This window comes from Kitasatospora hibisci (assembly GCF_043950205.1).
In the GTDB taxonomy this organism is placed as follows: domain Bacteria; phylum Actinomycetota; class Actinomycetes; order Streptomycetales; family Streptomycetaceae; genus Kitasatospora; species Kitasatospora hibisci.
Window position 1 is genome coordinate 8,403,551 of sequence record NZ_CP171642.1, and the last position, 26,013, is coordinate 8,429,563.

At 70.2% G+C, this 26,013-nt stretch carries 18 protein-coding genes and 3 pseudogenes; 5 read left to right on the forward strand and 16 right to left on the reverse strand.

Annotation, left to right across the window (positions count from 1 at the left end; genetic code table 11):
* Positions 1-15: 15 nt before the first annotated feature.
* A complete protein-coding gene (locus ACF9IK_RS36560; RefSeq protein ID WP_395298363.1) occupies positions 16-342 on the reverse strand; it encodes a type II toxin-antitoxin system PemK/MazF family toxin in 327 nt (108 codons plus the stop codon).
* Positions 339-578, reverse strand: a complete 240-nt coding sequence (locus ACF9IK_RS36565) for a hypothetical protein (protein WP_395298364.1) — start codon at positions 576-578, stop codon at positions 339-341. The genes ACF9IK_RS36560 and ACF9IK_RS36565 overlap by 4 nt, the downstream gene beginning before the upstream one ends.
* A gap of 225 nt (positions 579-803) precedes the next feature.
* On the opposite strand from ACF9IK_RS36565, the gene ACF9IK_RS36570 reads away from it, so the two are divergent.
* Positions 804-1,244: a hypothetical protein gene (locus ACF9IK_RS36570; protein ID WP_395298365.1), complete on the forward strand. Its 441-nt coding sequence runs from the start codon at positions 804-806 to the stop codon at positions 1,242-1,244.
* Between the two features lie 124 nt (positions 1,245-1,368).
* Here ACF9IK_RS36570 and ACF9IK_RS36575 read toward each other — a convergent pair whose 3' ends face one another.
* A complete protein-coding gene (locus ACF9IK_RS36575) occupies positions 1,369-2,574 on the reverse strand; it encodes a hypothetical protein (RefSeq protein WP_395298366.1) in 1,206 nt (401 codons plus the stop codon).
* Between the two features lie 67 nt (positions 2,575-2,641).
* Here ACF9IK_RS36575 and ACF9IK_RS36580 point away from each other — a divergent pair, with 67 nt between their 5' ends.
* Positions 2,642-3,166: a hypothetical protein gene (locus ACF9IK_RS36580; protein ID WP_395298367.1), complete on the forward strand. Its 525-nt coding sequence runs from the start codon at positions 2,642-2,644 to the stop codon at positions 3,164-3,166.
* 19 nt (positions 3,167-3,185) lie between these two features.
* On the opposite strand, the pseudogene ACF9IK_RS36585 reads toward ACF9IK_RS36580, so the two are convergent.
* The 7 genes and pseudogenes from ACF9IK_RS36585 to ACF9IK_RS36615 all read right to left on the reverse strand — a co-directional run bounded on the left by ACF9IK_RS36585 (position 3,186) and on the right by ACF9IK_RS36615 (position 14,520).
* Positions 3,186-4,180: pseudogene (locus ACF9IK_RS36585) on the reverse strand (IS5 family transposase).
* Positions 4,181-4,440: 260 nt separating this feature from the next.
* Positions 4,441-6,012, reverse strand: coding sequence for an IS1182 family transposase (locus ACF9IK_RS36590; protein ID WP_395298368.1), 1,572 nt, complete (start codon positions 6,010-6,012; stop codon positions 4,441-4,443).
* Positions 6,013-6,212: 200 nt separating this feature from the next.
* Complete coding sequence (locus ACF9IK_RS36595) at positions 6,213-7,493, reverse strand: M14 family zinc carboxypeptidase (RefSeq protein ID WP_395298369.1); 1,281 nt, start codon at positions 7,491-7,493, stop codon at positions 6,213-6,215.
* On the reverse strand, positions 7,494-7,760 hold the full coding sequence (locus tag ACF9IK_RS36600; protein WP_395298370.1) for a hypothetical protein: 267 nt from the start codon (positions 7,758-7,760) through the stop codon (positions 7,494-7,496).
* A gap of 392 nt (positions 7,761-8,152) precedes the next feature.
* Entirely contained in the window at positions 8,153-8,740 is a 588-nt protein-coding gene (locus tag ACF9IK_RS36605) for a hypothetical protein (protein ID WP_395298371.1), read from the reverse strand.
* A gap of 322 nt (positions 8,741-9,062) precedes the next feature.
* On the reverse strand, positions 9,063-9,722 hold the full coding sequence (locus tag ACF9IK_RS36610; RefSeq protein WP_395298372.1) for a TetR/AcrR family transcriptional regulator: 660 nt from the start codon (positions 9,720-9,722) through the stop codon (positions 9,063-9,065).
* 526 nt (positions 9,723-10,248) lie between these two features.
* The gene (locus ACF9IK_RS36615; protein WP_395298373.1) at positions 10,249-14,520 is read right to left on the reverse strand and encodes an acyltransferase domain-containing protein; all 4,272 of its coding nucleotides are present in this window, start codon (positions 14,518-14,520) and stop codon (positions 10,249-10,251) included.
* A gap of 572 nt (positions 14,521-15,092) precedes the next feature.
* On the opposite strand from ACF9IK_RS36615, the gene ACF9IK_RS36620 reads away from it, so the two are divergent.
* Entirely contained in the window at positions 15,093-15,395 is a 303-nt protein-coding gene (locus tag ACF9IK_RS36620; RefSeq protein WP_395298374.1) for a hypothetical protein, read from the forward strand.
* A gap of 295 nt (positions 15,396-15,690) precedes the next feature.
* Entirely contained in the window at positions 15,691-16,212 is a 522-nt protein-coding gene (locus ACF9IK_RS36625; protein WP_395298375.1) for an SMI1/KNR4 family protein, read from the forward strand.
* Between the two features lie 297 nt (positions 16,213-16,509).
* Here ACF9IK_RS36625 and ACF9IK_RS36635 read toward each other — a convergent pair.
* The 3 genes and pseudogenes from ACF9IK_RS36635 to ACF9IK_RS36645 all read right to left on the reverse strand — a co-directional run bounded on the left by ACF9IK_RS36635 (position 16,510) and on the right by ACF9IK_RS36645 (position 19,806).
* Positions 16,510-17,609, reverse strand: a pseudogene (locus ACF9IK_RS36635) (IS1634 family transposase).
* A gap of 369 nt (positions 17,610-17,978) precedes the next feature.
* The gene (locus tag ACF9IK_RS36640) at positions 17,979-18,788 is read right to left on the reverse strand and encodes a thioesterase family protein (RefSeq protein WP_395298378.1); all 810 of its coding nucleotides are present in this window, start codon (positions 18,786-18,788) and stop codon (positions 17,979-17,981) included.
* A 322-nt stretch (positions 18,789-19,110) separates the two neighbouring features.
* Entirely contained in the window at positions 19,111-19,806 is a 696-nt protein-coding gene (locus ACF9IK_RS36645; protein ID WP_395298379.1) for a TetR/AcrR family transcriptional regulator, read from the reverse strand.
* A gap of 768 nt (positions 19,807-20,574) precedes the next feature.
* Between ACF9IK_RS36645 and ACF9IK_RS36650 the strand changes: the two genes are divergently transcribed.
* Positions 20,575-21,357 (forward strand): response regulator transcription factor, encoded by a 783-nt coding sequence (locus tag ACF9IK_RS36650; RefSeq protein ID WP_395298380.1) that lies wholly within the window; start codon positions 20,575-20,577, stop codon positions 21,355-21,357.
* 716 nt (positions 21,358-22,073) lie between these two features.
* Here the strand turns inward: ACF9IK_RS36650 and ACF9IK_RS36655 are convergent.
* The 3 genes and pseudogenes from ACF9IK_RS36655 to ACF9IK_RS37090 form a co-directional block, all read right to left on the reverse strand.
* The gene (locus tag ACF9IK_RS36655) at positions 22,074-23,426 is read right to left on the reverse strand and encodes a transposase (protein WP_395298381.1); all 1,353 of its coding nucleotides are present in this window, start codon (positions 23,424-23,426) and stop codon (positions 22,074-22,076) included.
* A gap of 209 nt (positions 23,427-23,635) precedes the next feature.
* Entirely contained in the window at positions 23,636-25,066 is a 1,431-nt protein-coding gene (gene ltrA / locus ACF9IK_RS36660) for a group II intron reverse transcriptase/maturase (protein WP_395292928.1), read from the reverse strand.
* 607 nt (positions 25,067-25,673) lie between these two features.
* Positions 25,674-25,946 (reverse strand): annotated as a pseudogene (locus ACF9IK_RS37090) (IS5/IS1182 family transposase); the annotation flags it as partial.
* Positions 25,947-26,013: the final 67 nt, after the last annotated feature.

The window sequence follows — 26,013 nt, forward strand, 5'->3', positions numbered from 1 at the left end:
CGGAGTGCGGCCGGTTCACGGCAGGGCGAGCCGCAGGGTCTCGCTGACGGCGTCCATCGTTCGTTCGTCGAGCCGGCCCTCCTGCAGCTCGACGTCGTAGAGGCCGGGCCGGATGGTGGTCACGAAGTCGGTCAGGACGTGGCCGGCGACGTCGTCCACGGCGCAGGTCTGATGGTCGGCGATGGACACGGCCGTCGGCCACGTGTCGGAGCCGGTGCCGATCTGGGCGACGACGACGGTGTCGAGGACGGCGTTGCGGGTGTCGTTGGAGATCACCACCCACATCCCGCCCATGCCGTCGCGCCCGACGACTATCACGTCGCCGCGCCGAAGCGAGGTCACAGGCTTCCTTCCATGGCGCTGACGGCGAAGTAGGTGGCGCGGTCCGCGAGTGCCGTCTCCTCCGCCCGTCCGAGTGAGCGGCTCATGTGCCGGTAGCCGGCCTCCAGGGTGACGGCCAGTGCCCGGTCGAGGGCCGCGGCGTGGACGAAGCGCTTGACCGGGAGGCCGGCACTGGCCGCCGCTCGACGGATCCGGGTCAGCTCGGCCTCCGTGAAGGAGACATTCAAGGCTGGCATGGCCATGACGGTACCGTCATCCGGTACCGGTGGCCAGGTCTGGCCGTGGATTCGGGTCGGGCCCGCCCGTCGTCAAGACGCGGCAACCGGTCCCCGACCCGGCCCGCGCCGGACAAACCCGCCGTCGATGCCGTCTTGACAGCCCCACCGGCCGGCGGCGGCTGCTCTCCTTGTTCTCCGGCACCACCACCGAGGCGCCATCGCACCCTGACAGGAGAAGCAGCCATGTCCATCCTCAAGACCCGCAAGGCGTTGACCGTCTTCGCGGCGGGCGCGGCACTCGTCGGCGCCACCCTCGCCGCCGCTGCGCCGGCCTCCGCCGCCACGCGGCAGGTCGACTCCCGGGTCGCCTGCGCCACCGACTACTACCACTGGTGCGACGCCGTCAGCGCCAGCGGCGAGTACGCGCAGATGAACGTGTACTGGGGGAGCGACGGCCACGAGTACGTCGACGCGTTCCTCAACACCTCCCACTACGGCCAGAACCTGTGGATCCTGACCTGGAACGGCAGCGGCTGGGACTGGGCCGGGGTTCCCGCCACCATCGACGAGCACAACGGCTACTGGGGAGCGGTCGACACCGGGCGCTCCGACGCCGGTAAGACGATCAAGCTCGCCGTCTACAACTGGGACACGGGCGGATACCTCTACACCAACGCCCACTGACCCGACCGGCTCCAGACCTCCGGAGCCCACGGTCCCGACGCCCTCGCACTCCGTGCGAGGGCGTCGCCGTTCCGCGGGCGGGGGCTCCGCCGGGCGGCGCCGAGCGGTGGCACCGAGCTCGTGGCTACCGAGCAGTGGCCGAGTGCTGTGGGCGGTGCAGCGTGCTGCCCGCGAACGGATCGGCACCGGCCGAGGAGTGACGTTGCCGGGCGCGGGCGGCCTGGGGGTGGTCACCGAGGAGGGTGAGTTCGTGGGCGAGGAGCGGGAGCAGGCCTTCGTCGCGGGGGCCGACGCCGTCGAGGAGGCGGACCAGGGCGCAGCGGGCGAGCTCGGTGCGGCCCTGGCGGCGGGCGAGCCGGGCCCAGGTGAGGCCGGGCTCGTCGTCGGGGTCCTGGCCGTGGTTGGAGTCGTCGAAATCGGTTGCCCAGGTGCGGAGTTGTTCGGGCCGATCGGGGAAGCCGCCGAGCAGCGCCCGGGTGTCGGGGTTCTGCTCGCGCAGGGAGTCCAGTAGGCGGTGATCGGCGGGGTCACCGTACAGACCGATCAGGACGGCGGCGAGGCGGAGTTCTTCGGTAGGGCCGAACCGTGCCTCGGCGAGCAGCAGGTGGCGCAGCACCGGCAGGTCGGCGGGTCGGCGGTCGTACTGGGCGGAGCGCAGCGCGGTGGCGCGGCGGGCGGGGTCGGCGGTCGCCCCGGCGCTGTCGGGGTGGCCGACGGGACGGGCACGGAGCAGGGCGAGGTCGGTGCGCCCGGGTGCGAGGACCGTCTCGTGAAGGGGGAGGCGCGAGCGTTCGGTGAGGGGGGTGTAGGCGTTGAGCCCTTCAGCGTTCAGCAGGAGGTGGTCGGGTTCGGTGCGTCGCAAGGCACGGTGCAGCCGCCGGACCAGTTCGGCGGGCGGGAGGCGGCGCAGGCCGAGGGCGGTGAACAGGGCGTCCCGGTCGGCATCGAGGTCGGGACCGTAGTACTCGGCGAGCTCCTCCTCCGAATCGGCGATCTCGGCGGCCAGTTCGGCGTCGGTGGCGGCGGGATCGAGGAGGACGTGGTCGTGCCAGCAGGGGAGGCCGATCAGGGTCTCCAGAGCCTCGTCCAGGCTGTCGGCGATCAGGCCGGCCTCACCCTCGGACCCGGCGTAGAGTATCGCGCCGTCGGGACACCGGAAGTAGGTGCCGCCGGTGTCGTCGCCGGCGATGGCCGTGAGCGGCCCCCCGGACGCCAGCCGGACGGGCTCGACGTGCTCGGTCCGGTCGAGGTCGAGGTTGAACGGGTCGGCCGCGAGCCGGGCGAGCTCCGGGTTCTCGCGAAGGACCCGGAGGGCGCGGTGATCGGTCATGCCGAAGGACGCTATCAGGCCGCGGTGACAGGACCCGCCGGTCCCTCGGCACGTCTAGGGTTACCGCGTGGACATAGCGGCAGTGGCGATTGCAGCGACCGGTGTGGCGGGGACCCTCGGGGCCGCACTGCTCACCCAGCGGGGCGCCGAACGGGCCAAGCGGCGCGAGCTGGAGCTCGGCCAGGCCTTTCAGGAGGCCCGCGAGAACCTCGCCCTGCGGCGCGGTTGTTACACCCGGCTGTACCGCGACGCCCGACAGTTCGCGACCGCCCTCAACCGGCACCTGCACGTACTGCGTGACCGGAGCCCGGGTGAGGACGACGTCCGGGCGTTGGACGAGGCCAAGGACGCGCACCGCAACCACTGGTCGGAGGCCCTGATGGTCGCGCCCGACGCCGTGATCGCCCCGGGCGACACGGCGAACCAGGCACTCACCCGCGTGTACGGGATGGTCAAACGCCTGGAGCAGGGGGAAGCGCGGCCCGGCGAGAGCCTGCAGTCCGCCGGCGAGGCACAGCACGAGCTGTGGGCGTTGATCAAGATCATGCGGCATGCGATGCGGCGCGACCTGGGGGTGGCCGGGGAGTTCTAGGGCCTGTTCCAAGTTCGGATCATTCGGGTTTGAGGCTGCGGAGCCAGATGACGGCACCGCGCAGGTGGAGTCCGGCGAGGTAGCTGGCGGGGGTCTTGTCATAGCGTGTGGCCAGGCCCCGCCACTCCTTGATCTTGTTGATGCAGCGTTCGACGGTGCTGCGCTCCTTGTAGAGCTCCTGATCGTGGGCAACGGGGCGACCGCCGCGTGAACCCCGCTTCTTGCGGTTGGCGGCCTGGTCGGCCTTCTCCGGGATGACCGCCCTGATCCGGCGGCGGCGCAGGTAGTTGCGGTTGGCGCGGGAGGAGTAGGCCTTGTCGCCGGCTATCGCGTCGGGTCGGGTGCGGGGTCGGCCGACCGGGACGCGGACCTTGATTCGCTCGACCACCTCGATGAAGCGCGGGCTGTCAGCAGACTGTCCGGGCGTGAGGACGAACGACAGTGGCCGGCAGCGGCGCTCGGCCGCGAGGTGGGTCTTGGTGGTCAGCCCACCGCGCGAGCGGCCCAGTTCGGCCGCCCGTAGCCGGGCTCTACGGCGCCGGCGGACACGGCGGCGTTCCTCACGTGCCGGGTCGTCGACAGGGGGTGCCGCCTCCGCTAACGAGGCATTTTGCCCCTTTCGCGAAGCCCCTTTTCCTCCGCGACGGCCTTCTCCAGCTCCTCCAGGAGCGCGGAGTCGACGACCATACCGGCCGCGTGGTGGTGTGCGCGGGCGACTGTGGAGTCCACGCTGACCAGGCTGAGATCGACCTGCCCCCGAGCGGCGGCCTCGGCGATCATCCCGTCCATCAGCGTCTGGAAGGTGCCCGACAGCGCCCAGAGCTGGAACCGGCCATAGACGGTCGACCAGGAGCCGTAGCGTTCAGGGATGTCACGCCACGGACTCCCGGTCCGAAACCGCCACATCACCGCGTTGAAGTGCCTGCGCAGGTCCGGGATCGGGCCGCGCTCGCCCAACGGCAGAAACGGCTCCACCAACTCCCACTCGGCATCAGTCAGATCACCACGCGTCACGCCGAACTTCTACCAGGACGCAACCGCCGAGCGTCCGGAAACGGCGAAACCGAAGATCTGAACTTGAAACAGGCCCTAGGTGACTGGTGTTAATCGGGCTGTCCTGAGCGTGCCTGTTCGCCGTCGACGGCGTCCGGTCCGTGCTTGCCCGCCGGGCAGCTGGCGTCGCTGCGGGCGGCCCGTGCCCTGCTGGTGCCGTACTGGGTCGCTCGTGGCGGCAGGTGTGTCGTTCGCGCGTCCCCGGGCCGCCTCGGGGGCGCTCAGGCGGTCGCCATCGTCCAGTTCCCGCCGTCTGTGGACATGATTCCGAGCACGCCGAGCCGGGCGATGTTCGCGGCGGCGGCCAGCAGGGAGAAGTCGGCGGCGATCTTCGCCCGGCCGCGAACGCGGGCTCGGCGTCCGCCGTGCCGTCGCCGCATGAGGTGGGCGATCTTGCGTTCGACCTTGGGTCGGGTGGCCCGGTAGCGCGCCAGCCAGGCGGGTTCCGCGCTGCGGGCCCGGCCCTGGGCCAGGTGCTCCTCGTGCGGGCCGATGGTGACGACGCGTCCGTTCCTGGCCGTGGTGCACTGGACTGCCAGCGGGCATGCGGTGCAGGCGGCACCGAAGCCGGCCGTCCCACGGCCGTCGGGCTTCGGGCGGATCGGGGCGGTGACCTGGTTCGGGCAGGTAACCTGCCCCGCCTGGAGGTCGACGGTGAAGGCGTCCTTGGAGAACCGTCCTGCGGGCGCATTCGCCGCCTGCACCTTGACCATCGCCTCGACACCCGCGCCAGCCAGCTCGGCCAGCAGCGGCCCGGTGCCGTAGGCGGCGTCGCCGTAGACCTCGACCCGCTCGGCCGGGCCAGGTGCCTGTAGGACGTCGTCCAGCAGTTCGGCGGCGGGCTCGGCGTCTCCGACGTTGCCCGCGGTGACCTCGGTCGCGGTGATGACCTCGCTGTCGGGGTCCTCGGCCACGTGGCCCTTGTAGCCGTCGAAGGACCGGCGCACGGTCTTGTGCCCGTGCCGGGCCTCGGGATCGACGGTGGAGATGACCCGGTCCGCGGCGACCTTGCGGGCGATCTTGAAGACGTCGCCGTCCTGCTCCAGGTCCTGGCCCAGAACGGTGGCCAGCAGGCGCGCGGCCTGGGCAACATCCTCGGGCAAGGCCCGGCCGTCCAGCACGGCCAGCAGCGCGTACCCGTCGCGGGCCCGGGAATCGATCAGGGCCTCCCGCTCGGCCGCGTCCGTCCAGTCGATGACCGGCTTGTCCGTGCTGGTGTAGGCGTCGCCGCTGGACAGCCGCGCGCGCAGTTCGGCCCGCAGCACGTGATCGGCTGCCCGCAGCAGGCCACGGATCGCCGAGCGGATCAGCGTGATGGTGTCCTGCGTGGCCACCGCATCGTAGATCGGCGCGGAGTCCAGCACCCTTCGGCGGCCGATCAGCCCGGCTTGGGTGGCGACCTCCACCGTCCGTTCGAAGATCCGGTTCGGCCGGGCGGACGCGGCCAGCCGCGCCCGCATGTCCACCAGGACGGTGTGCACGAACCCGGGGTGGTCGAAGTCCAGCCCGCCGGCGGCGTACTTCCAGCGCACATCGAAGGCGAACCGCTCGACCGCCTCCCGATCCGACAGGCCCTCCAGGCGCTGCAGGACCATCACGACCGCGACGATCATCGGTGGCACCGACCTGCGGCCGTCCTCGGCGAACAGATCGGTGAACATCTCATCGGGGAACAGCACCCGGCACTCGCGGTGCAGCACCGCGTAGATCGAGTTCGGCGCCAGCCGGCCCTCGCAGAAACCCGCCGTGGAGGAGAGCAACCCCGGCTGCACCGGGGTCCGGCCCACTGCCATCGCTCAACCTCTCCCCACACCCGGCGACCAACAAGCGGCAGCCTGGCACAGGTTGAAGACCCGGCGCGAGCTCCCACGATTAACACCAGTCACCTAGGGCCGTGACCGCGCGGACCCCTCCTTCCAGTCGGCCGAGAAGGTGCCTTCACGGCTCGACGGCCGCCGGGGCGGCTGGATGGTGTTCGTCGACCTCCGTCGCGTCATGCGGCGAAGGAGCAGAGAGCCGTCAGCGCGGCGTGGACCTCCCGTTCGATCTTGGCGTAGTGACCGGGCGGGTTGCCGTACTCGGGATGGAATCCGGACTCCTCCTCGTGCCCGGTCTCGATGGTGAAGGCGAACACCGGCGCTCTGCTCGGATCGTCGAACTGGCGGCGGAAGGCGTAGTCGTCGGTGGTGCCGGTGACCGGGCCGCCCAGCGGGTGGTACAGCGAGGCGCTCTGGCCTACGTCATAGGTGGAGTGGAGGCGCCGGGGGCTCGCAGTGCCGACGGTCGGGTCCACTCCTGCGCTGCGCAGGATGGCGTCGCGCATCTCACCGGCGATGGTGCCGAGGGTCTTGCGGACGAAGTGCGGTGGGGAGTCGGAGACGAACTCGCTGTAGTTGGGGCGGTCCGCCGGTAGACCGGGGCTGCCCGGACGGAGGCCGTCACGCTTGCCCGTCCAGGCCGGTGAGGAGAAGGTCATGGACGGATCGCTGCCGTTGTCCTCGATGCCCCAGCAGAGCAGGACCTTGCGGCCGAACTGGTGGACGTCGACGAAGTAGGCGGCCCTGGTGTCCTCGATGAGCCACTGCACGTTGGACGTCTCAGGCTCGGAGGCCGCGGACGGCCCCCGGTAGGTTTCGTCCCTGTTGTCCGTGGAGGCGGGGCCGTCCCGGTAGAAGGACAGGTAGACCCCCATGTTGTAGTAGTCCTCGAACTTCCACGCGATGTCGTGGTTGCGGTTGATGTCCACGCCGACCTTGGCCGGGTTGGGATGGGGCCGCCGGTTCTTTCGCCAGCCGGCGCGGATCGGGTCGGTCGGCGGATGGAGTTGGTCGAACAGCCGCCCGTCGGGGTTGATCAGCGGTGCGAGGTAGAGGTCACAACCGTTCAGGATCCGCTCCACCTCGGTGGCCGGGATGGTGAACGGAGGGTACTCGACGGCCGGCCCGGCCGGGAGCGGCTGGCACGACATCGCGGGGAAGACGATGTCGGCACCGGTGGTGCGGCTCACCAGGATGTTCTGTGCGAAGTGGACCAGGGCGTCCGGCGGCGCGGACTCGCGAGCGTGGACACCACCGGTCAGCACCACGGCCGGACGGCCGTTCTGCGGTGCGTTCGCGATGCGGACGAAGTGGATCTCCCGGTCCTCGACGCTGCGGTTCGGGAACTCACCGAGCGTGCACAGGGAGGGGAAGGTGGCCGCGAGGTCGGCGAGTGCGGCCTCGATCTGGCCCGGTGTCTGCGGAACGGTCGGTGTGGCGTAGGGCGGGGGCATCATTCACACCTCCCCGCGCTCGGCGCAGCCCCGGCCGATCACGGCCGACATCCGGGCGCGCTGGTCGGCGGCGCTCTCCGAGGAGAGCAGCACCGTCACCCGGGCACCCTGCGCAATCGCTGCCTCGACGGCCTGATCGGAGGCGTACGCCGCGACCTTGTACCGGTCGTCGGGACGGGCCTCCAGGCTGGAACGCACCATGTGGAGCTCCGGCAGGACCTGCACGGCACGCAGGACCTCCTCGGAGCCTTCGATCTGAACCAGGCTCACGGCACTCACCACCTTGCCGGCGGTCCCGCTCGGCGGCTGCGGTGCGTGAGCGCGGGACCGGGCCTGCCCGCCGCGTCCGGCGCCGATTCCGGGCCCGGCCAGCCGGACGCCGGACACGCAGCGTCACCGCTGCTCCGTACCGGCCTGTGTGACAGACGGTGACAAGGGCCGGAGCATCAGAGGCCGGGTTCCCGCTGTCGGGCGCGGGGAACCCACGCACACTTTCAGCCTGGCACACCGGGCTCCGGACGTAAACCGTCGTCGGGCGGCCGCCGGGGCACGACCGGCGTCCGCTTCTCCGACCCGGCCGACGTGGTCGCCGGGGTCGGGCGGAGGCGTCCCCTCGGGCAGTGGTGCGTCGAACGGCCGGGGCACGGAACCGGGTACCGCCCTCAGGCCTCGTCCGTCCGGACCTCCTGGAGCAGGCCCCAGGTGAAGTCGGCGGTGGACGGGTGCGGCCGCCCGTCGTCGTCCGGGGCGGTGAAGTCGAGTTGGAAACGGGCCGGCGCGCTGCCCTCGCGCGGCACGGCGGAAGGGAAGGCGGCCCCGAGGTCGGCGACGACGCAACTCCACGGCGTGAGGTCGGCGAGCGTGCGCAGTACCGGTGGAGGGGTACCCGGCGCGCGCACCAGCCACTCGTTGAACAGCGGGCTCCCGGTGTCGGCGGGGCCGAGCAGGATCTCGAAGCGCAGATCCGGCCAGAGAGGCAGGGTCCACTGCCGTGCGGTGCACGGGAGGTCCCCGATGCGGCGCGGCACGACCACCTCCGCCGGCCCGAGCGCGGCGGCGTAGCGTGCCGCGCCGCGCGGGAAGCGGGGTGCACGGACCATCGCCTGCCAGCGCTTGTTCGCCTCTCGCATGACAGCACGAGTGGTCCCCAGCCGGCGGACCGCGTCTTCCACGAGTCCGGGGTTGAAGTCGGCCATCCGCCGCAGTAGGACCAGCTGGAACTCGGTCGGCCCGAACGCGTTGATCGCCATACCGGCAGCTTATGGCCCCGGCCTGCCCGGCAGCGGGTGCGCTGCGGTGTGGGGTTGGTGGTCGGCGGCCCTGCACTGTCTGGAGCATCTGTTGTCGGGGTCGGGTGGGTGCAGGGCCGTTGGTCGTCAGCGGGTGTCGCGGGTTGCGTGATGTTGGAGTGAATGACTTGTGCAGGTCATGACAATCTTGTGTCCGACGTCGGGTGATGCTCCATGGGTGCGGGTGCGGGTGCGGGTGCGGGTGCGGTTCCGGTTGCGGGTCGGTCGTCGGCGTGTCGGCTGCGCGCCCGTCGCGCGCCGCTCTGTCTCGCCTTCGTGCCGGCTATTGGTTGGGGCTTGGTGTGGTGAGGATGCCTTCGAGGATGAGGTTGAGGGTGGTGTGGAGTTCGTTCGTGAGTTGGCCGGGGGTGGTGTGGGGCTGGCCGCACCAGCGGTAGAGGGATCCGAGGTAGAGGTCGCGGAGGGCGTTGCCGATTTGGTGGGGGGTGAAGTGGGGTTTGAATTCGTGGTGGGTGATGCCGTGGTGGGCGATGTGGGCGAAGAGTTCGGCGAGGTAGGGGTCTTCGAGGAGGGGGCGGCCGGCGCGGACCCAGGCCATGAGGAGGGAGTTGGTTTGTCGTTGGTGGGTTTCGTTGATCTGGCCGAGTGCGGTCATGCAGTGGCGGAGCTGGTTGACGGCGGTGTCGGGGATGGTGTTGTGGTTGGTGGTGTCTGCGGTGTTGGTGGTGAGGGTGGTGAGGAGGGTGTGGCGGCGTTGCTCGCCCCAGGCGCCGAGGAGGTCTTCTTTGCGTTGGAAGTAGTTGAAGAAGGTGCCGCGGGCGACGTCGGCGCGTTCGGCGATTTCGTCGATGCTGGTCTCGTCGTAGCCCTGTTCGGTGAAGAGGGTGATGGCGGCGTCGTAGAGGCGTTCTTTGACTTTGAGTTTGTTGCGTTCGCGCCGGCCGAGGGGGGTTGGTTGGTCGGGGGTGGTGGGGTGGTGCATGGACTGGTCCGTTCTGGTTGACGGCGTGGAAGGTGTGGGTTCGCTGTTCCTTCCGCGTGGGTGGACCACAGTTTAACTATGTTTCAGGGTCAAAGTTGATGGGTGGTGTGGTCGGGGGTTGGTGGTGTAGGGGGTTGGGGTGGGTGGGGTGGGTGTGCGGTGGGGCGTTTTGTGTGGGTGTGGCCGCGTTTCGTGGTTGGTTCGGGGGTGTGTCGGAGGCAGGTGTGTGGGGGTGTGGTTCAGGGCTGGGCCGTGGGCTGGTGGGGGTGTGGGGCGGAGGGGAGGGGCTTTGGTGGGGGTGGGCTTGGGGTGAAGTGGCGGGGTTGATCTGTCTGGCTTTTGACGCTGTGTCGGTTGGTGTCGGTGTGTGGGGGCGGGGGCGGTGCGGTGGGCCTGGTGGGCGTGGGTTCTTGGGGTGGGCGTGGAAACGATAGGCGGGTGGGGGTGGTGTGGGGGCCTGGTGGGGGTGTTCTTGGTCTGTTGGTCGGGTGTTGTTGGGTCTGGGGGGTGGGTTGGGTGGTGGGTGTCAGGGGGTGGGTTGGGGGGTGAGGGTGGTGAGGAGGTGGTGGAGGGGTTCGGGGCCGAGGAGGCGTCCGGCGGTGAGGTTGAGGCCGTGGGTGGTGTGGAGTTCGGTGCGTAGTCGGGTGGCCGTGAGGGAGTCGAGTCCGAGGTCGCGTAGGGGGCGGCGGTGGTCGATGTGGTGTTCGGGGATTTCGAGGAGGTGGGCGATGTGGTGGAGAAGGGTTTGGGCGGGGGTGCTGGTGCCGTTGCCCGTGCCGGTGTTGGTGTCGTTGCTGGTGGGTGTGGGGTGGGTGGTGGTGCGTTGTTCGGGGATGGGGATGGGGATGGGAGTGGTGGTGGGTGCGGGGGTGGTGTGGTGGTGGGTGAGGGTGCAGGTAGGGGTGAGGCGGTGGGTGAGGGTGGTGAGGGTGGTGCGGGTTCTGGTGAGTGTGGTGTGGGGGTTGCGGGGGGTGGTGGGGAGGGGTTGGAGGGTGATGTTGAGGAATTCGGCGAGGGTGTGGCCGTTGGTGTCGAGGAAGAGGACGTCGGCGTGGGCGGGGCCGCGCTTGGTGGGGCGGACACGGGCGAGTGCCCAGTAGTCGGTGTGGGGTTGCTGGTGGATGTGGATGGTGCCGAAGTGGGTGGGGGTGTAGGTGGTGGTGGGTCGGTAGGCGGCGAGGAGGGTGAGGAGGCCGGCTTCCCAGGTGAGGCCGTCGGTTGCGGAGGTGACGGGCAGGGTGCCGGCGGCGTGGGTGGCGTCGTTGGTGGTGGCTGGGTGGGGGGTGGTGGGGCGGAGGCGGGCGATGGCGAGGTTGTTGCGGCGCCAGAGGTGTTGGTGGGCTTGGTGGTGGGGGTCGATGGTGATGCCGTGGGTGTCGGTGAGGTGCTGGAAGTCTTGGGTGGTGTGGTAGTCGAGGCGTTTGGCGAGGGTGTGGTCGAGGAGGGTGCGGCGGTTGTGGGTGGTGGGGGTGGGGTGGGGGTGGAGGGTGGTGTGGGCGCAGGGTTCGAGGGGGGCGGTGGGGGTGCGGCGGATGTGGGCGTGCGCGTGGCGGGTGCCGTCGGGGTTGGGCGGGTCAATGGTGATGCGTAGGTGGGTGTGGGGGATGTCGTGGTGGGTGAGGAGGGTGTTGGTGAGGTGGGTGTTGGTGAGGGTGTGGGGGTGGCCGAGGGCGGTGTGGGCGGTGTGGAGGATGGCGGCGAGGTAGGTGGTGGGTGGGAGGGGGCGTAGGCCGCGGATGGTGATGGGGGTGTGGGTGGGGGTGATGCCCCAGTGGGTGAGGGGGGCTTCCTGGGTGTGGGGGGCAGGTGTGGCCGGGGTGTTGTGGTGGGTGGTGCTTCCGTTGTTGTCGGGGTTGATGCCGCTGGTGCCGGTGTGGGGGGTGGTGGTCTGGGTGGGGCGGCGGAAGTGGTTGGTGTCCCACGTGTAGGTGGGGAGGTCGGGGATGTGGGGTGGGGTGGTGGTGTTGTAGTGACGGTTCCAGTCGATGGTGGCGCCGTGGGTGTGGGCGTGGCCGAGGGTTTCGAGGAGGGTGGTGGGTTCGTGGTGGTGGCGTTGGAGGGTGGGCAGGGTGGTGCCTTCGGCGGTGGTGGTGCGGCGGGTTTCGTCGATGGCGGTGGTGAGGACGGGGTGGGGGCTGATTTCGAGGAAGAGGGTGTCGTGGTTGCAGAGGTGACGGATGGCTTCGGTGAAGCGGACGCTTTGGCGGAGGTTGTCTTGCCAGTACTGGGGGGTGAGTTCGGTGCCGGTGAGGGGTTTGGCGTGGAGGCTAGAGATCAGGGGGGTGTGGGCGGGTTGGGGGGTGATGTCGGTGAGGGCGGTGGTGAGGTCGTGGGCGATGAGGTCCATGTCGGGGGAGTGGGAGGCGACTTCGACGCGGACGGTGCGGCACAGGATGCCGTGTTGTTCGAGGTGGTGGGTGAGGGTGGTGAGGGTGTGGGGTGGCCCGGCGAGGATGGTGGCGGTGGGGGAGTTGTCGGCGGCGATGCAGGCGGTGGCGTAGTCGGGGTGTGAGGTGAGGAGGGTGCGGGCTTCGTCGGCGCCGAGTTCGACGGCGAGCATGGCGCCGCGGCCGGCGAGGCGGCGCATGAGGTGGCTGCGGCGGCAGATGACGGCGGTGGCGTCGTGGAGGGTGAGGGCGCCGGCGGTGTGGGCGGCGGCGATCTCTCCCATGCTGTGGCCGAGGCAGACGTCGGGGTCCAGGCCCATGGCGCGCAGGGTGGTGGCGAGGGCGGTGCCGATGGCGAAGAGGGCGGGTTGGACCTTGTCGATGTCGGTGGGCAGGGTGGTGGCTTCGGTGAGCAGGGTGGTCAGGGACCAGCCGAGTTCGGCGTGGATGGCTTGGTCGCAGGCGGTGATGGCGTTTCGGAAGGTGGGGTTGGAGGCCAGGAGGTCGCGTCCCATGCCGAGCCATTGGGAACCCTGGCCGGGGAAGATGAAGGCGGTGCGGCGGGGGGTGTAGCCGGCATGGGCGATGGCGGCGCCGGCGGTGGGGTTGCCGGTGGCGATGGCGCGTAGGCGGTGGGCGAGGTCGGTGTGGGTGGCGCCGCGGGCCCAGAGCCGGTGGGGGTGGGTGTCGCGGCGCAGCGCGGCGGCCGCGCACAGGTCGCGCAGGCGGTGGCGGTTTCCGTCGCCCTCCAGGTAGTCGGCCCAGGCCGAGGCCAGCAGTGCCAGTGAGCGTGCGGAACGGGCGCTGAGCACCAGCAACTGCTCGTCGTTCTCGGTGTCCTTCGCGGCCTGCGTGTCCGCGGCCGGCGGGCCGGCGGGGGTGGTGGGGGTGTCGGTGGTGGCCGGGGTGTTCGTCGTGGTGGTGTGTCCCGCGTCGGCTGTTTCCCCCACGGCCGTGTCCTCCGCGGCCGTGTGGGTGGTGGCCTCGGGGGTGGTGGTTGCTTGGTTGTTGTTGGTGGTGTGTCCCGTGTCGGCCGTTTCTCTGGCGGTGGTGTGGGGGGTGGTGTTTGTCGTGTCGGGTGTCTCTTCTTTGGTTGTGTGGGTGGGGCGGTGGGTGCCGATGATGATGTGGGCGTTGGTGCCGGAGATGCCGAAGGAGCTGATGCCGATACGGGCGGGGTCGCGGGGGGTGGTGGTGAGGGGGGTGTTGTGGGTGACGATGGTGATGTTGAGCTGTTCGTCGGTGATGACGGGGTTGGGGTGGGTGCAGTGGAGGGAGGCGGGGATGGTGTGGTGTTGGGCGATGAGGATGGCTTTGATGAGTCCGGCGATGCCGGCGGCGGATTCGGCGTGGCCGATGTTGGTCTTGACGGAGCCGGTGGGCAGGGGGTTGTCGGTGGGGCGGGCGGTGGCGTGGGCGAGGGCGCGTAGTTCGACGGCGTCGCCGACGGCGGTGCCGGTGCCGTGGGCTTCGATGTAGTCGAGTTGGTCGGGGGCGATGCCGGCGGTTCTGGCAGCCGTGTGGAGCATGGTGATCTGGCCGCTGACGGCGGGTTGGAGGAGCAGGCCGCTGCCGCGGCCGTCGTTGGTGACGGCGCTGCCGAGGATGGTGGCGAGGATGTTGTCGCCGTCGTTTTGGGCGTCGGTGAGGCGTTTGAGTATGACGACGCCGACGCCGTCGCTGCGGACGAAGCCGTTGGCGTTTGCGTCGCCGAAGCGGCAGCGGCCGTCGGGGGAGAGCATGGCGCCCTGGGAGTAGGCGATGGCGTCGTGGCTGGAGAGGACGACGTTGACGCCGGCGGCGATGGCGAGGTCGCATTCGCCGGTGAGCAGGGACTGGCGGGCGGTGTGGACGGCGACGAGGGAGGAGGAGCAGGCGGTGTCGAGGACGAGGCTGGGGCCGAGCAGGTCGAGGGCGAAGGACAGGCGTCCGGCGGTGACGGCGCGCAGTCTGCTGCCGGCCATGTCCTGGATGTGGGGGCCGCCGGGGTAGGCGGAGACTTCGGAGTACTCGGCGGTGGCCTGTCCGACGAAGACGCCGGCGTGGGTGCCGGCGAGGGTGGAGGGGCGGATGCCGGCGTGTTCGAGGGCTTCCCAGGCGGTGTGTAGGAGCAGGCGCTGTTGGGGGTCGACGGTCTTCGCCTCGGCGGGGGAGATGCCGAAGAAGGCGTGGTCGAAGGCGAAGACGTCGTCGATGAAGCCGCCGTGGCGTGAGGCGGTCTTGCCGAGGGTGCCGGAGTGGGGTGCCCAGTGGGGGGTGATGTCGAAGCGCTCGGGGGGCACGGGGGTGACCGAGTCCGTGTTGGCCAGCAGGTTGTGCCAGAACTCGGCCGGCCCGTCCGCGCCTGGGAAGCGGCACCCGAGACCGATGACGGCCAGCGCAGTGGGGGCGACGTGTGTCGAATGTTCCATGGGATGGGCCCAACCTCTTCATTGAATCCGACCGATGAGGACGTTTCAGCACTGCCGTTGGACGAGCAGGATGCAAACTTACACTGCGAGTCAAGTTTGGCCCTAGTGTTTTCAAAGAGAACCCGGCCGTCTCGGAATGTGGGACGCCCGGGTCGGGTTGACACGCCCCAGCAACACCACCCGTGCCCAGCAGGATGCATGACGCTCCGTCAGCACCACCTGTCTCCCAGGTTCCTCTTGGCAGGGCCTCCGGGGGTTCCCTTCGGGTCGGGGTTCGGCTCTCGTGGCCTGCTCCTTGGTGCTGGGTGGCCCCGGTTCTGGTTCCGCTCGGGTCCGCCGCGGGGAAGTGCTGCCTTCTGAGGGTGTGGTGGGCGTGATTCTGGTGGTCGGGTGCAGGGGTGATGGTTAGTTGGTGGGGGTGAGGTGTCGTGTTTGTTCTTGCGGTGGGGGTGTCGGGATTGCGCCTGTGATGGGGTTGTTGGAGGGGGTCCGAGGGTGTCGTTGGGCAGTAGGCAGGCCGGGCTGCGGGGTACTTGGTCGTTGGCGGCGGCAGGTGTGGCAGCATCACCGTCATGGCTCTGTCTGCCTGGGACTGCGACGGTGATCTGTACTGCGTCCTCACCACCGAGATTGGTGTGGGTGAAGGCCGGACCGTCCATTTCGAGCTCAGCGAAGCGTGCGTGGTTCCAGGCGGAGGCCCTTCTGTGCCTGCCGCACCGGCTCCCGGGGTGGCGGCGGTGACGGTGGTTGCCTACCCTCCCGGGGAGGAGGAGCCGGCAGAGGTGTTCTTCGACGAGGCGCAAACACTGCCGTTCGCGGTCGTGCATCACTTCGCGGTGACTGTCGCTGCACGGCTGCCGATCGCCGGGCTGTAGAGCAGTTGTGAGGCCGAGGCCGCACGGCGGGTCCCCTATCCGACATCACGTGTTCAAGTTCATTGGCGCCGGTGTGTGTTGGGGGGCGGGCTGGGTGTGGGGTGTGCTGGCGCCGGGCTCCGCAGGCTTGTGGATGTTGTGGCCGGGGGGAGTGGATGGGGGGATCGCCGGCATTTCGCGGTGGCGTTCGGGCTGGAGGCGGTTCCCGGGATGGTCGCCGGGTGGGCGGCGGCTCGTAGGCTGCTGGGGTGGAGACGCCGCTCAGGGCGTCCGAGACCGCGGAAGGGGCTTAGTGGTGGCAACGCTTTCACAGATCCGATCCCTGTTGGGTGAACCCCGGTTCAACTGGTCGGATGCGGCGCCATGGGTCGAGATGGAGCGGGAGTTCGGTATCGAGTTCCCCGCGGACTTCCGTGAGATCGTGGACGCCTATGGTTCGGTCCAGATCAACGGGCAGTTGTATGTGCAGCATCCTGCCGGTCATCTTCTGCATAGTCTGGGACGGTCCGTCCGGGGGGATCTTGAGCTCTGGCGCGAGGAGGACATGGCAGAGTTCCTGCCCAGTCCGGTGGGGTCGGGCCCCGGTGAGTTGATGCCGGTGGCGTCGGCGATGACGGGGGAGTGGGTCTTCCTTCGCGTTCCGGATGGGCCGTCGTTGCCTTGGCGTGTCGTGGTTCAGGAGTTCGACAGTCCGGCGTGGACTCTTCATGAGATGACGTTCAGTGATTGGTTGCTGGCCTATCTCAGGGGTGAGGACGTGACGGTGTGTTCTCGCAGGTTCGCGCCTGACCGTCCGTTCTACGAACCTTTGTCCTGAGATTGAACGCGGTGCGTCAGAGCGTGGTCGTCGGGTGAGTCGGTGGCTCGTGAGCATGCTCGTCGACCACCGACTCGCCCGTGTTCGGGCTGTCGGTGCGTCCTCGTCGTCTTGGGCCGGGGGGTGGGTGCATCGGCCACGTGGATGTCGGTTCGACCGGTCGCCTGGTGGGCCCGACTTCATCAGTAGGCGGGCACACGTGGTGGGCGGATTCGCGGGTTGACCTGCGGGAACGGTATGCGGGACTGCTGGAGGCGTGTGTCCACGGCTCTGGTGGATGTTTTCCCAGCTCAGGGGCTATTCGGTGGTCTGGATGCCGCTCATCTTTGGTGGCATCGGTACTCCACAGTCCTTGAAGAGCCGGGCTTGGGTGTCGGTGATGCGGGTGGTCTGCTGCAGGCGTCCGGCCGGCCCGGCGAGGGTGACCTGGTGGATCCGTCCGAGTTCGTTCCTGATGGTGCGCCAGGTGGTGCCGGTGCGGCGTTCGGCGACGCGGATCAGCAGCAGGGCCAGCCAGCACAGCAGCACATGGGCGCGTATCCGCTCGTCCAGGCGGTGGAAGACCGGCCGTAGGTAGAGCGTGGACTTCATCGTGCGGAAGGAACGTTCGGCTTCCAGCAGGTTCTTGTAGCCGAGCGCGACATCCTCGGCGGACAGGTCCGGGTCGGAGGTGGCCAGCAGGTACTTGCCGTCGAGTCGGGACTCGGCGGCGACCTTGGCCCGGTCGATCGACAGGACCGCCGCAGGGCCTCGTCGGATTCTTCGTCCTCGCCGTCGCGTTCGAAGTAGGTGCTGGTGGTGTCGAAGAAGATCAGGTCGACTTCGAGGTTGAGCAGGTGGGCGGCGGCGAAGAACACCGTCTCCTGCACGGCGCCGGTCGCGTCGCCCTCGATGAGCAGGTCCATCGCGCGCAGGGCCTGGTTGTTGCCGTCCAGTTCGGGCAGGCCCGGGATCACCACGTCGCGGGTGGCCCACTCGCCTGCGGCGAGCTTGGAGCCGGGGGCGACGGCGCGGTTGGCGACCAGGGCGAACAGCACCCGCTCGACGTCGGTGCGGAAACGGCGCCCGTCCAGGTGCCGGGCCAGGGCGGTGTCGATGCCGAGCAGCTTCCACAGCTGGTCCAGTAGCCAGATCGTGCCGATCGGGCGGGAGGATTCCACCTGCAGCGGACCGGCCTGGGTCCCGAGCGGGGCCGTGACGTCGTCGTCCTCGCCGAGGTAGCGGTTGATCGAGGCGACCAGGCGGCGCAGCGCGTCCAGGTCGAGCCTGTCCTCACGGCCCAGGTTGACCAGCACTTCGGCCTGCGTCTGCCCGTCCACCCGCCGGTTGTTGGCGAGCTGGACGTACCGCACGGCACTGCCGTCCTTGTTCCGGCGCTGGGTCTTCCGCAAGTACATGCCCGCATGATCACACGACAGGCCAGTACAGAGGAAGATCCTCCCTGAAATCGTGTGCCCACACTTTCGCGGCCCTTCGCCGAGTCACACCGCGCTGACCTGCTACGACACCAGCCCGACCTGGCTCATGTGCCCATCAACTGATGAACTCGGGGTGGGGCAGCGTGGTGAATCCGGTGGTGGTGGTGGCGGTGCGGTGGGCCAAGGTCGGCGCGGGGCTCGGGATGTCGAGGCGGCGTGGGCCGGTTTGCGTCTGCTCCGGGCGGTGATGCCGGTCCGTGTGACGGGTCGGCCCGGCGCTCGGGGTGCCGTGGGCCGCCCGGCCGCCCGGCGGGGCGGGGTGTGGTCCGGGCCGGGCGGCCGCCCGGTTCAGGGGCAGGTGGGGTTCTGCGGGCGCACGGTGAGGATCTGTTCGGCGCGGCCGAGGGGGCCGTGCTGGTCGTGCAGGACGGTGCTGGTGATGCCGTGGCCGGTGGGGCCGAAGCTGACGCTGGTGTCCAGGCCGGTCCAGCGACCTTCGGGGCGGCGGAAGAAGTGGATCGTCAGGTCGGTGTTGGGGAACATCCACTCGGTGGGCGGCTTGCGTGCGGCGATGCCGTTGGCGGTGTCCACCAGGGCGATGAAGGAGGCGTGCGCGGTGCTGGGTTCCCCGGCGACCAGGTCGACGGGGGTGGTGATCCAGGCGGTGGCCCGGCCGGGGGCGCTCTCGCGGCGGCGGACGTCGATCGAGGCGATGTAGCCGCCGCCCCACATTCCGCCCATCGTCCAGGGCTCCAACTCCTCGGGCGCGGGGATACGCCCCTCGTGGGTGCCGGCGACGGCGGCGGTGTCGAGTTCGGCGAGGAACCACGCGCGGGCCCGGACCACGGCGCGATCCCCGATCACCACGGTCGCCTCGACCAGTTCGATGGTGCGCCCGGGCCGGAGGGTCTCCACCGTGATCTCGCACTCCTCCAGGGCGATCAGGCCGAGTATGTCGAAACTGATCCGGGCCAGTGCCAGGCGGTCGCCGCCGCGGCCGGCCCGGTGGCACGCGATCGCGTGGACGATCAGTCCGCCCAGCGGGCTGAAGTGCTGCTCGTCGGGGTGCCAGGCGCCCTGGGCGTGGAGGGTGGGCTTGAAACGGTGCTCGCCGGTGCGCTGGTAGTAGCTGTCGGGCGCGGCGGTGGGGGTGGTCACGTGTGCTTCTCCTGGCTCCGATCGCCGGTCGCCGAACGGGCCGCTGCCGCGGCACGGCGGGCCCCGCTCCCGGAGTCCATGATCGTAAACGGTCCGGAGCACCCCGGGGGCGTGACGGTGACACATCCCACACCCGACACCCCACCTGGCCGACCACCAGTGCGATGGCCTGACCGGTGTCCGACACCCCGCCCGACCGCCCGACCGCCCGACCGCCCGACCGCCCGGCCGTGCGGCGGCGCGCAGGCCGTCGGGCGGTGCGGGTGCGTGGCGCCGCCGTCCGGGCGTGGCCGGGTGGGGGGTGCGTCCCGTCCGGGGTGGTCTATCGACTGCTCGCGGTGCGGGTGTCGGCGCGGGCGCTGACGCCTGCGCCGGGGCGGGGGCGGGGTGGGGGGCGGTGGGGGGTGAGGCCGTGCAGGAGGAGGTTGAGGGCTTGTTGGAGTTCGGTGTCGAGGCGGCCGTGGGCGCGGTCGGCGGTGGGGCGGCTCCAGCGGTGGAGGGCGCCGATGTAGAGGTCGCGCAGGGCGCCGGCGATCTGTTCGGCGCTCGCGGCGGTGTGGATCTCGCCGCGGGCGCGGCCCTGTTCGACGATCCCGGTGAGGATGGCGCCGAGCGGCGGGCCGGGCTGCAGGAGGCGCCCGGTCTGGATCCAGGCGGTGAGCATGGCGGCGCTCAGCTCGGGTTCCTCCTCGTTGAGGTCGCTGAGGGTGGACATGCACGCGCGCAGCGCCCCGACCGTGTCGGAGGCGTCCTGGAGGCGGGGCGCGAGGCGGCGGTGGAGCTTGCGGACGCGTTCCTGGGTCCAGATGTTGATCAGGCAGTCCTTGTGCGGGAAGTAGTTGAAGAACGTGCCGCGTCCGATGCCGGCCTGCTCGGCGATCTGGGCGACGGAGGTGTCCGCGTAGCCCTGGCGGCTGAAGAGGGCGACCGCCGCCGCGTACACGTGCTCCCGGGTGCGCTCCTTCCTGCGCTCGCGTCGCGGCGCGGTGGGCGCTGCTTCGTCCGGGGGCTGGCGCACGGGGCCTCCACTGCATCGACTTCGTTGCATGTTGGTTCACGATTATCCTCTCATACAAATATGGATCTGAGTGCACTTCATGTGAGGGTGGCAGCATCGCCGCCGCGCGATGCCCGATCGGGCAGCGGCGCACCCGCATCCCGTCGTACGGTGGGATATTGATGAACCGTGATCCATCTTTAGCCTGTGGCCATGGAACGGACTGGAGTGTATGTTTGAATCATGGGTCGCCGGGGGCAGGGCGGGCCGGTCGATCCTGGCTAGGGGAGGGCATGGTGACGATCGGTCAGGCGCACGCCCGTGGCGTCCGCTCCGCCGTCCCGTCGCCGTGCCTCGGGCCCGCCGCCGGTACCGCGCGTACCCCGCGTACCGCTTCGGTCGCCCGTATCGTCCGTGCCGCACTGCCCGGCCCCGGGCGGCCCGTACCGCCCACACGGTCCGGGCCGCCCGGGGCCGGGAGTCGCACCGGCGGCGTCCCGCCGCCGGTGCGACCGACCGCCGCTGCCGGGCGGTCGTCCCGTCGTTTCGGTCCATGACCTCGCACACGTCCATCACCGGCCCGGAGGCGTTTCGGGCGGTGGCCGCCGAGCGGATGGCGCGCGGCGCCAGGGCGCTACCCATATGCGCCCGACTGGCTTACGAATCCCCGGGGGAGCAATGACTCAGATGACGTATCAGATGCCCAGAACCGGGGCGCGTTCGGCCCACCGGGCGCGTGCGTGCCAACCGGTGGCTGGGGCGGCGCCGGCCGCTCTCGCCTCCTCGGCGGTGACGGTCCCCTCGGCCGCAGCGGCCACCGGCACCCTGCCCGCCACCCTGCCGCCCGCGGCCCTGTCGTCGGCCGCTCTGCCGTCCGTGATCTTTCCGCCCGCGCAGGGGCAGGGCGCGGGGGTGGTGGCGGTGCTGGTCGTCGCGGGTGATGCCGCGGCCGCGCAGCTGCGGGTGCGGGACCTGCAGCGCCAGGGCTACACGGCGAGCAGCGTCGACACCGGCGCCAAGGCGCTGACCGCGCACCAGGGTTGCGACATGGTCCTGCTGGACCTCGACCTGCCCGACGTCGACGGTCTGGAGGTGTGCCGGCTGATCCGCCGCACCGGGGACAAGCCGATCATCTCCATCGCCACCCACGACACCGAACTCGACCGGGTGCTGGCCCTGCAGGCCGGAGCGGACGACTGCGTCCTCGCCTCCTGCGGGATCCGCGAGATGCTGGCGCGCATCGAGGCGGTGCTGCGCCGGGCCCATCCGCGGCCGCAGGTCTCCCACACGATCTCGCTCAGTCCGCTGCACATCGACGGCACGACCCGTGAGGTGCGGCTGGACGGGCGGCCGGTGGTGCTGACGGCCAAGGAGTTCGACCTGCTGCACACCCTGGCCGCCGATCCGAAGACCGTGCTGTCCCGCAAGGAGCTCATGGCTCGGGTGTGGGACACCACGTGGGTGGCGTCCACCCGCACGATCGACACCCACGTGAGCAACCTGCGGGCCAAGCTCGGCGGCAAATGGATCATCACGGTCCACGGCGTCGGCTACCGCCTGGGCCGCGGCTGACCCCGACCCCGACCCCGACCCCGGTCCCGTCCCCGGCCGCAACCCGCCCTGCCATCAGCCCCGCAACGCGCCCACTCCCGGCGGCCCGGGGCGGCCGCCTTGCCCCGGGCCTGCCGCCCACCGTGTCCGCTCCCGCCCCGCCCACCGTGTCCGCACCCTCGTCCCCGCTCCTCACGGCGAGCCGCCGGTCCGATCCCGTCCCCGGCGCGGGTGTCCCACTCGCCCACCCCTCGGGCCCGGTAGCCCGGCCCCGGTCTCCGGTGCCAGGTCTCCGGCCCGGTACCCCTACTGAGCGGGGGTGCCGGGCCGGGTGCGTCTTGCGCGCCCGGCAGTCGCCCGGCGGTCGGCCGGGGTCCGGGCCGACCTGTCAGGGCCCCAGTCCGAGCGGGCTCGGTGGGGCCGATCCCGGGGCGGGCAGGACCGACAGGGGATCCCCGGTGGACAGGCGGTGCGGCCGCACCGCCGTCCGAGGCGAGCAGCGAACCGGGTGGCGAACCGGGCGGCGAAGATCGGCATCGGCCTTGCCCCCGCTCGTCCCGTTCGTCCTGGTGGAGGCAGAAGGAGGAGCGGCCGCGGACGACGGCACCGTCGGTTGGCGCTGTCGTGCGTACCGGACTGCCCGGCGGGCGTGCCGGGTGCGCCCCGGCGAGGCCGCCACCCGTACCGGATCGGCTTTGTAGCTCCCCGTGACTCTGTTGCTCTATTCGGGTCGGTGATCAGGCCGCGAGTTGGTGGGCGAGCCGTGTGAGTCGGCTGGTCCGGTGGTGTCGGGGGCCTTCGGACCAGTGGGCGTCGAGGCGGATGACGTTGATCGCGGTGGCGGAGTAGGCGTGCTGGAGGCTGGTCTTGGGCAGGCCGCGGTAGCGGGCCCGGCGCAACCCGGTGACGTCCAGGGCCTGGTTGATGGTGCCCTCGACCCCGGCCCGGAGGGCGTACTTGGCCTGCCAGGTATCGGTCCTCTGCTCGGCGCGGGCGGCGGCGACGGTCTCGTGCAGCTCGCGGGGCCGCAGGGTGAGCATGCGGTTGCCGCGCGCGGCGGTGGTGCACTTGTCGCGGGACGGGCAGGTGCCGCAGTGGGAGCGGGCGAACTCGATCACGATGGCATCGTGGCCGTGCTGCTGGACGGGATACCAGCCGGTGCTGGTGCGACCCTCGGGGCAGCGGACCTGACGGGCTGTCCAATCGACGCGGAAGGCGCTCTTGTCGAAGCCTTCGGCGGCCCGGGCCTGCCGGGAGTGGTCGGCCAGCAGCGGTGTGATCATGGTGATGCCCTCGTGTGCGGCGGCGGTGACTAGGTCGGCTGAAGGGTAGCCGGAGTCGAGGTAGTGCTCGCCCGGCTTGACCTGCCGCTCGGTCAGTCGCTGCTGGACGCCGGCGGTGGCGGTCACGTCCGGCGCGGTCGAAACGGTGGTGGCCACGTCCGTGACCAGGTTCGGAGTCCGGGACTTGGCCCCCACCGGGGCGCCGCCGGTGTCGTCGTCGCAGGTCTCGGTGAGGTGGACCTTGTAGCCGCACCAGAACAGCTCGTCTCCCTTGGCGGACCAGCGGGCGTCCGGGTCGTAGGGGGAGGCGAGCCGGACTTGGCCGGGCGGGACGCCGTCCTTCTCGGCCTCCCGCTTCCTGACCACCTCCCGTCCCCGGGTGTCGGTGTGTACGTAGTAGGTCTGTATGAAGATCCGCCGCAGCAGCTGGACCGCCTCGATCTCCCGCAGCCATACCGGGGCGTCGGGTGCGTGGATCGCGTGCAGCAGCTGATGCGCGTCCTGGCCGTAGACCTCGGCCAGCCGGTCCCGCTTCGTCTTCGAGGTGGGCAGCCGCCACGAGTCGACCCTGGCCGCGTAGCGCAGTTCCAGCTCCGCCACCGGCATCGCCCGACCAAGCCAGGCCGGAGCCGCGATGGACAGCGCCTCCAGCGCCGCACGCACGCTCTCGCCCGCCAGCTCCAGCCGGTTCAAGTCCCGCACGGCGCTGATGACATGGGTGGAGTCGGTGCGCTGCTTGCCCCCGGCCGAGATCAGCCCCTCCTGGCGGCAGTGCTCCACCAGCCGGTCGAAGATCAGGCGTTCCATACCGTGCTCGACCAACCGGGCTCGGAACTTGGCCAGCACCGTGAAGTCGAAGCCGGGATCGGCAAGTTCCAGGCCGTGAAGTCGGTCCGGAGCGCGGTTTCGGCCTTTCGACTGGCCCGTTTCTCCGGACCGCTTCCCGCACCCGCCGTGCGCCTCTCAGCGCAACGGGCGCTCCACAAGCCCCGTTTGTCGACCCGTGAGGAGTTCTCTCATCCCGTGGTCGGCCATGGGGAGGGGATGACTGATCCCCGGTAGCGGTAGCGCGTGGTGCCTACCTTCGCCGGGCTGAACAGCTCCCGTTCCTCGCTGGCCGGCCACCAGCCCCCGCCGCAGAAGCGCCGGCGGAGGTCCTTCCAGTTCATCCGGGGGTGCTTTCGCCGTAGCCACCAGATGACCCGGCCCCAGACGTACGAGGTCAGGTACTGGAAGGTGGCGCTGGACACTCCCGGCCGGAAGTAAGCGCACCAGCCCCGCAGCATCCGGTTGAGCTGGATGAGCAGGGTGTCGAACGGCAGGTCAGTGCCTGTCTTTCGGCACTGCGTCCTGACCTTGTCCATCACGGCCGACAGGGCCCTGCGGGACGGGTAGGTGTAGACGTAGTGCTTCTCGGTTCCTCGCTTCCGGTGGCGCTGGATGCGCCAGCCGAGGAAGTCGAGGCCCTCGTCGATATGGGTGATCAGGGTCTTCTCCGGCGACAGGCGCAGACCCATCGTGGCGAGTACCCCAGCGGCCTCTTCCTTGAGCGCCTCCGCGTGGGCACGGGTGCCCGACACGACCAGGCACCAGTCGTCCGCATAACGGATCAGCCGGTAGTTCGGCAGTCCGCGACGACGGCGCTTGAGCCGGTCGTTGAAGGTGCTCGCCGGTCCTCCCGGACCCCGGGCGATGTGCTCGTCCAGGACGGAGAGAGCCACGTTGCTGAGCAACGGGGAGAGGATCGACCCTTGCGGGGTTCCGGTGTTGTTCTCCCGAAGGACGCGGTCCTCACCGAGGATTCCGGACTTCAGGAACGCCTTCACCAAGGCCAGGACGCGTCTGTCCCCGACGCGAGCGCGCACCCGGTCCATCAGGGCCGTGTGCGAGATCTCGTCGAAGCAGGCTTTGATGTCGCCCTCCACGATCCACTCGTAGGAGTGGGAGGTGAGGTGGCGGACCTCGGCCACCGCGTCGTGAGCCCGGTGGTTGGGGCGGAACCCGTAGGAACACGGGAGGAAAACCGCCTCGAAGATCGGCTCCAACACCAGCTTCAGGGACGCCTGCACCACCCGGTCAGTCACGGTCGCGATCCCCAGACGACGCAGCTTGCCGCCCGCCTTGGGGACCATCCGTTCCCTCACCGGGAGCGGGCAGAAACTGCGGTCCCTGATCGAGGTCCGCAGCCCGTCGAGGAAGACCTCGACGCCCCGCACGGTCTCCACGTAGTAGGCGGTCTCACCGTCCACTCCGGCCGTGCGGGCTCCCTTGTTGCCCCGCACCCGAGCCCACGCCACCAGCAGGAACGCGGGATCGGCAACGAGATTGAACAGGTCATCGAACCTGCGATGAGAATCCTCGCGGGCCCAACGGTGCAGCTTCGTCTGGATCTCCAGTACCCGTAGCTCCGCCCCGAACAGGGCGGACTGCAGTTCGTCGGTGTTCACCGGCGACAACCTCCTGGTCTTCCAGTCCTTCCACTGCTGACTTGCTGTCCTCCTTCGCCGTGTACGCGCCTTTCGCGCGCTCGGACTACTACGAGGACTCCGCCACGACCCGGTGCCGTCAGCCGACGACGGGCCTGCCCTTCGCCCAACTGGCTGTTGGACGGGAAGGGCGGCATCGGACCGCTTCCCACGTTCACCACCATCCGGTTGTCGAGTGAGCCGCCCAGCTGTACCCCGGCAGCATCGCCATGCCTACGCCGCAGGCTTTCGGCATGGCCTCCCCACCGGCGCACTTATCCGGCTTCGGAGACGCCCCCGCGCGATTCACGGGGGTCGAGCACTGCTTCCCGGCCCAGATCCACCAGATTGGAGCCGGTGGAAGTGTTACGGGGCTTCAGACGCTGGTTCCTCTCGTACGGCGTCTCGTCTTGCTTGCCGGACCCGCACCGTCTGGCAGTGCCGGTGCGTCCCGTCGTTGTCGGGGCTGCTTGCCGCCCTCCCGCGCGTCTCCGCGGTCAGACTGCCCCCAGCTTCGCTAGTCTGCTGCGACAGACCAGCGGCAAGGGTCTCTCACCCTTGCCCGGAGTGATGGCGCCTCGTGGCGCACGAGCGCGTACTTCCAGTCGATCGCCCGGACCGTCATCCCGGCTGCCTGGCGGTCGGTCAGGTTCTCGGCGAACTGCAGCACCGTGACCAGTGCCAGCATCCCCGGTGACGGACCTGGAGCCCCGCGCACCCCGAACGCAGGTGCGAACGGCTCGTCCGCGAAGACCTCGGCCAGCTTCTCCCGCATCCGCATCGCCAGCGTCCCCTTCGGGAAGGCCGCCGCCGCGACCAGCGCCGTCTGCTCCGGGACCTCCGGCAGTCCCGCCGCTCTCATCGACACTCGCACCACCCCCGCGACCGCCTGCCCACGAGACAACCGCACGAGCGATCATGCCGCAGTC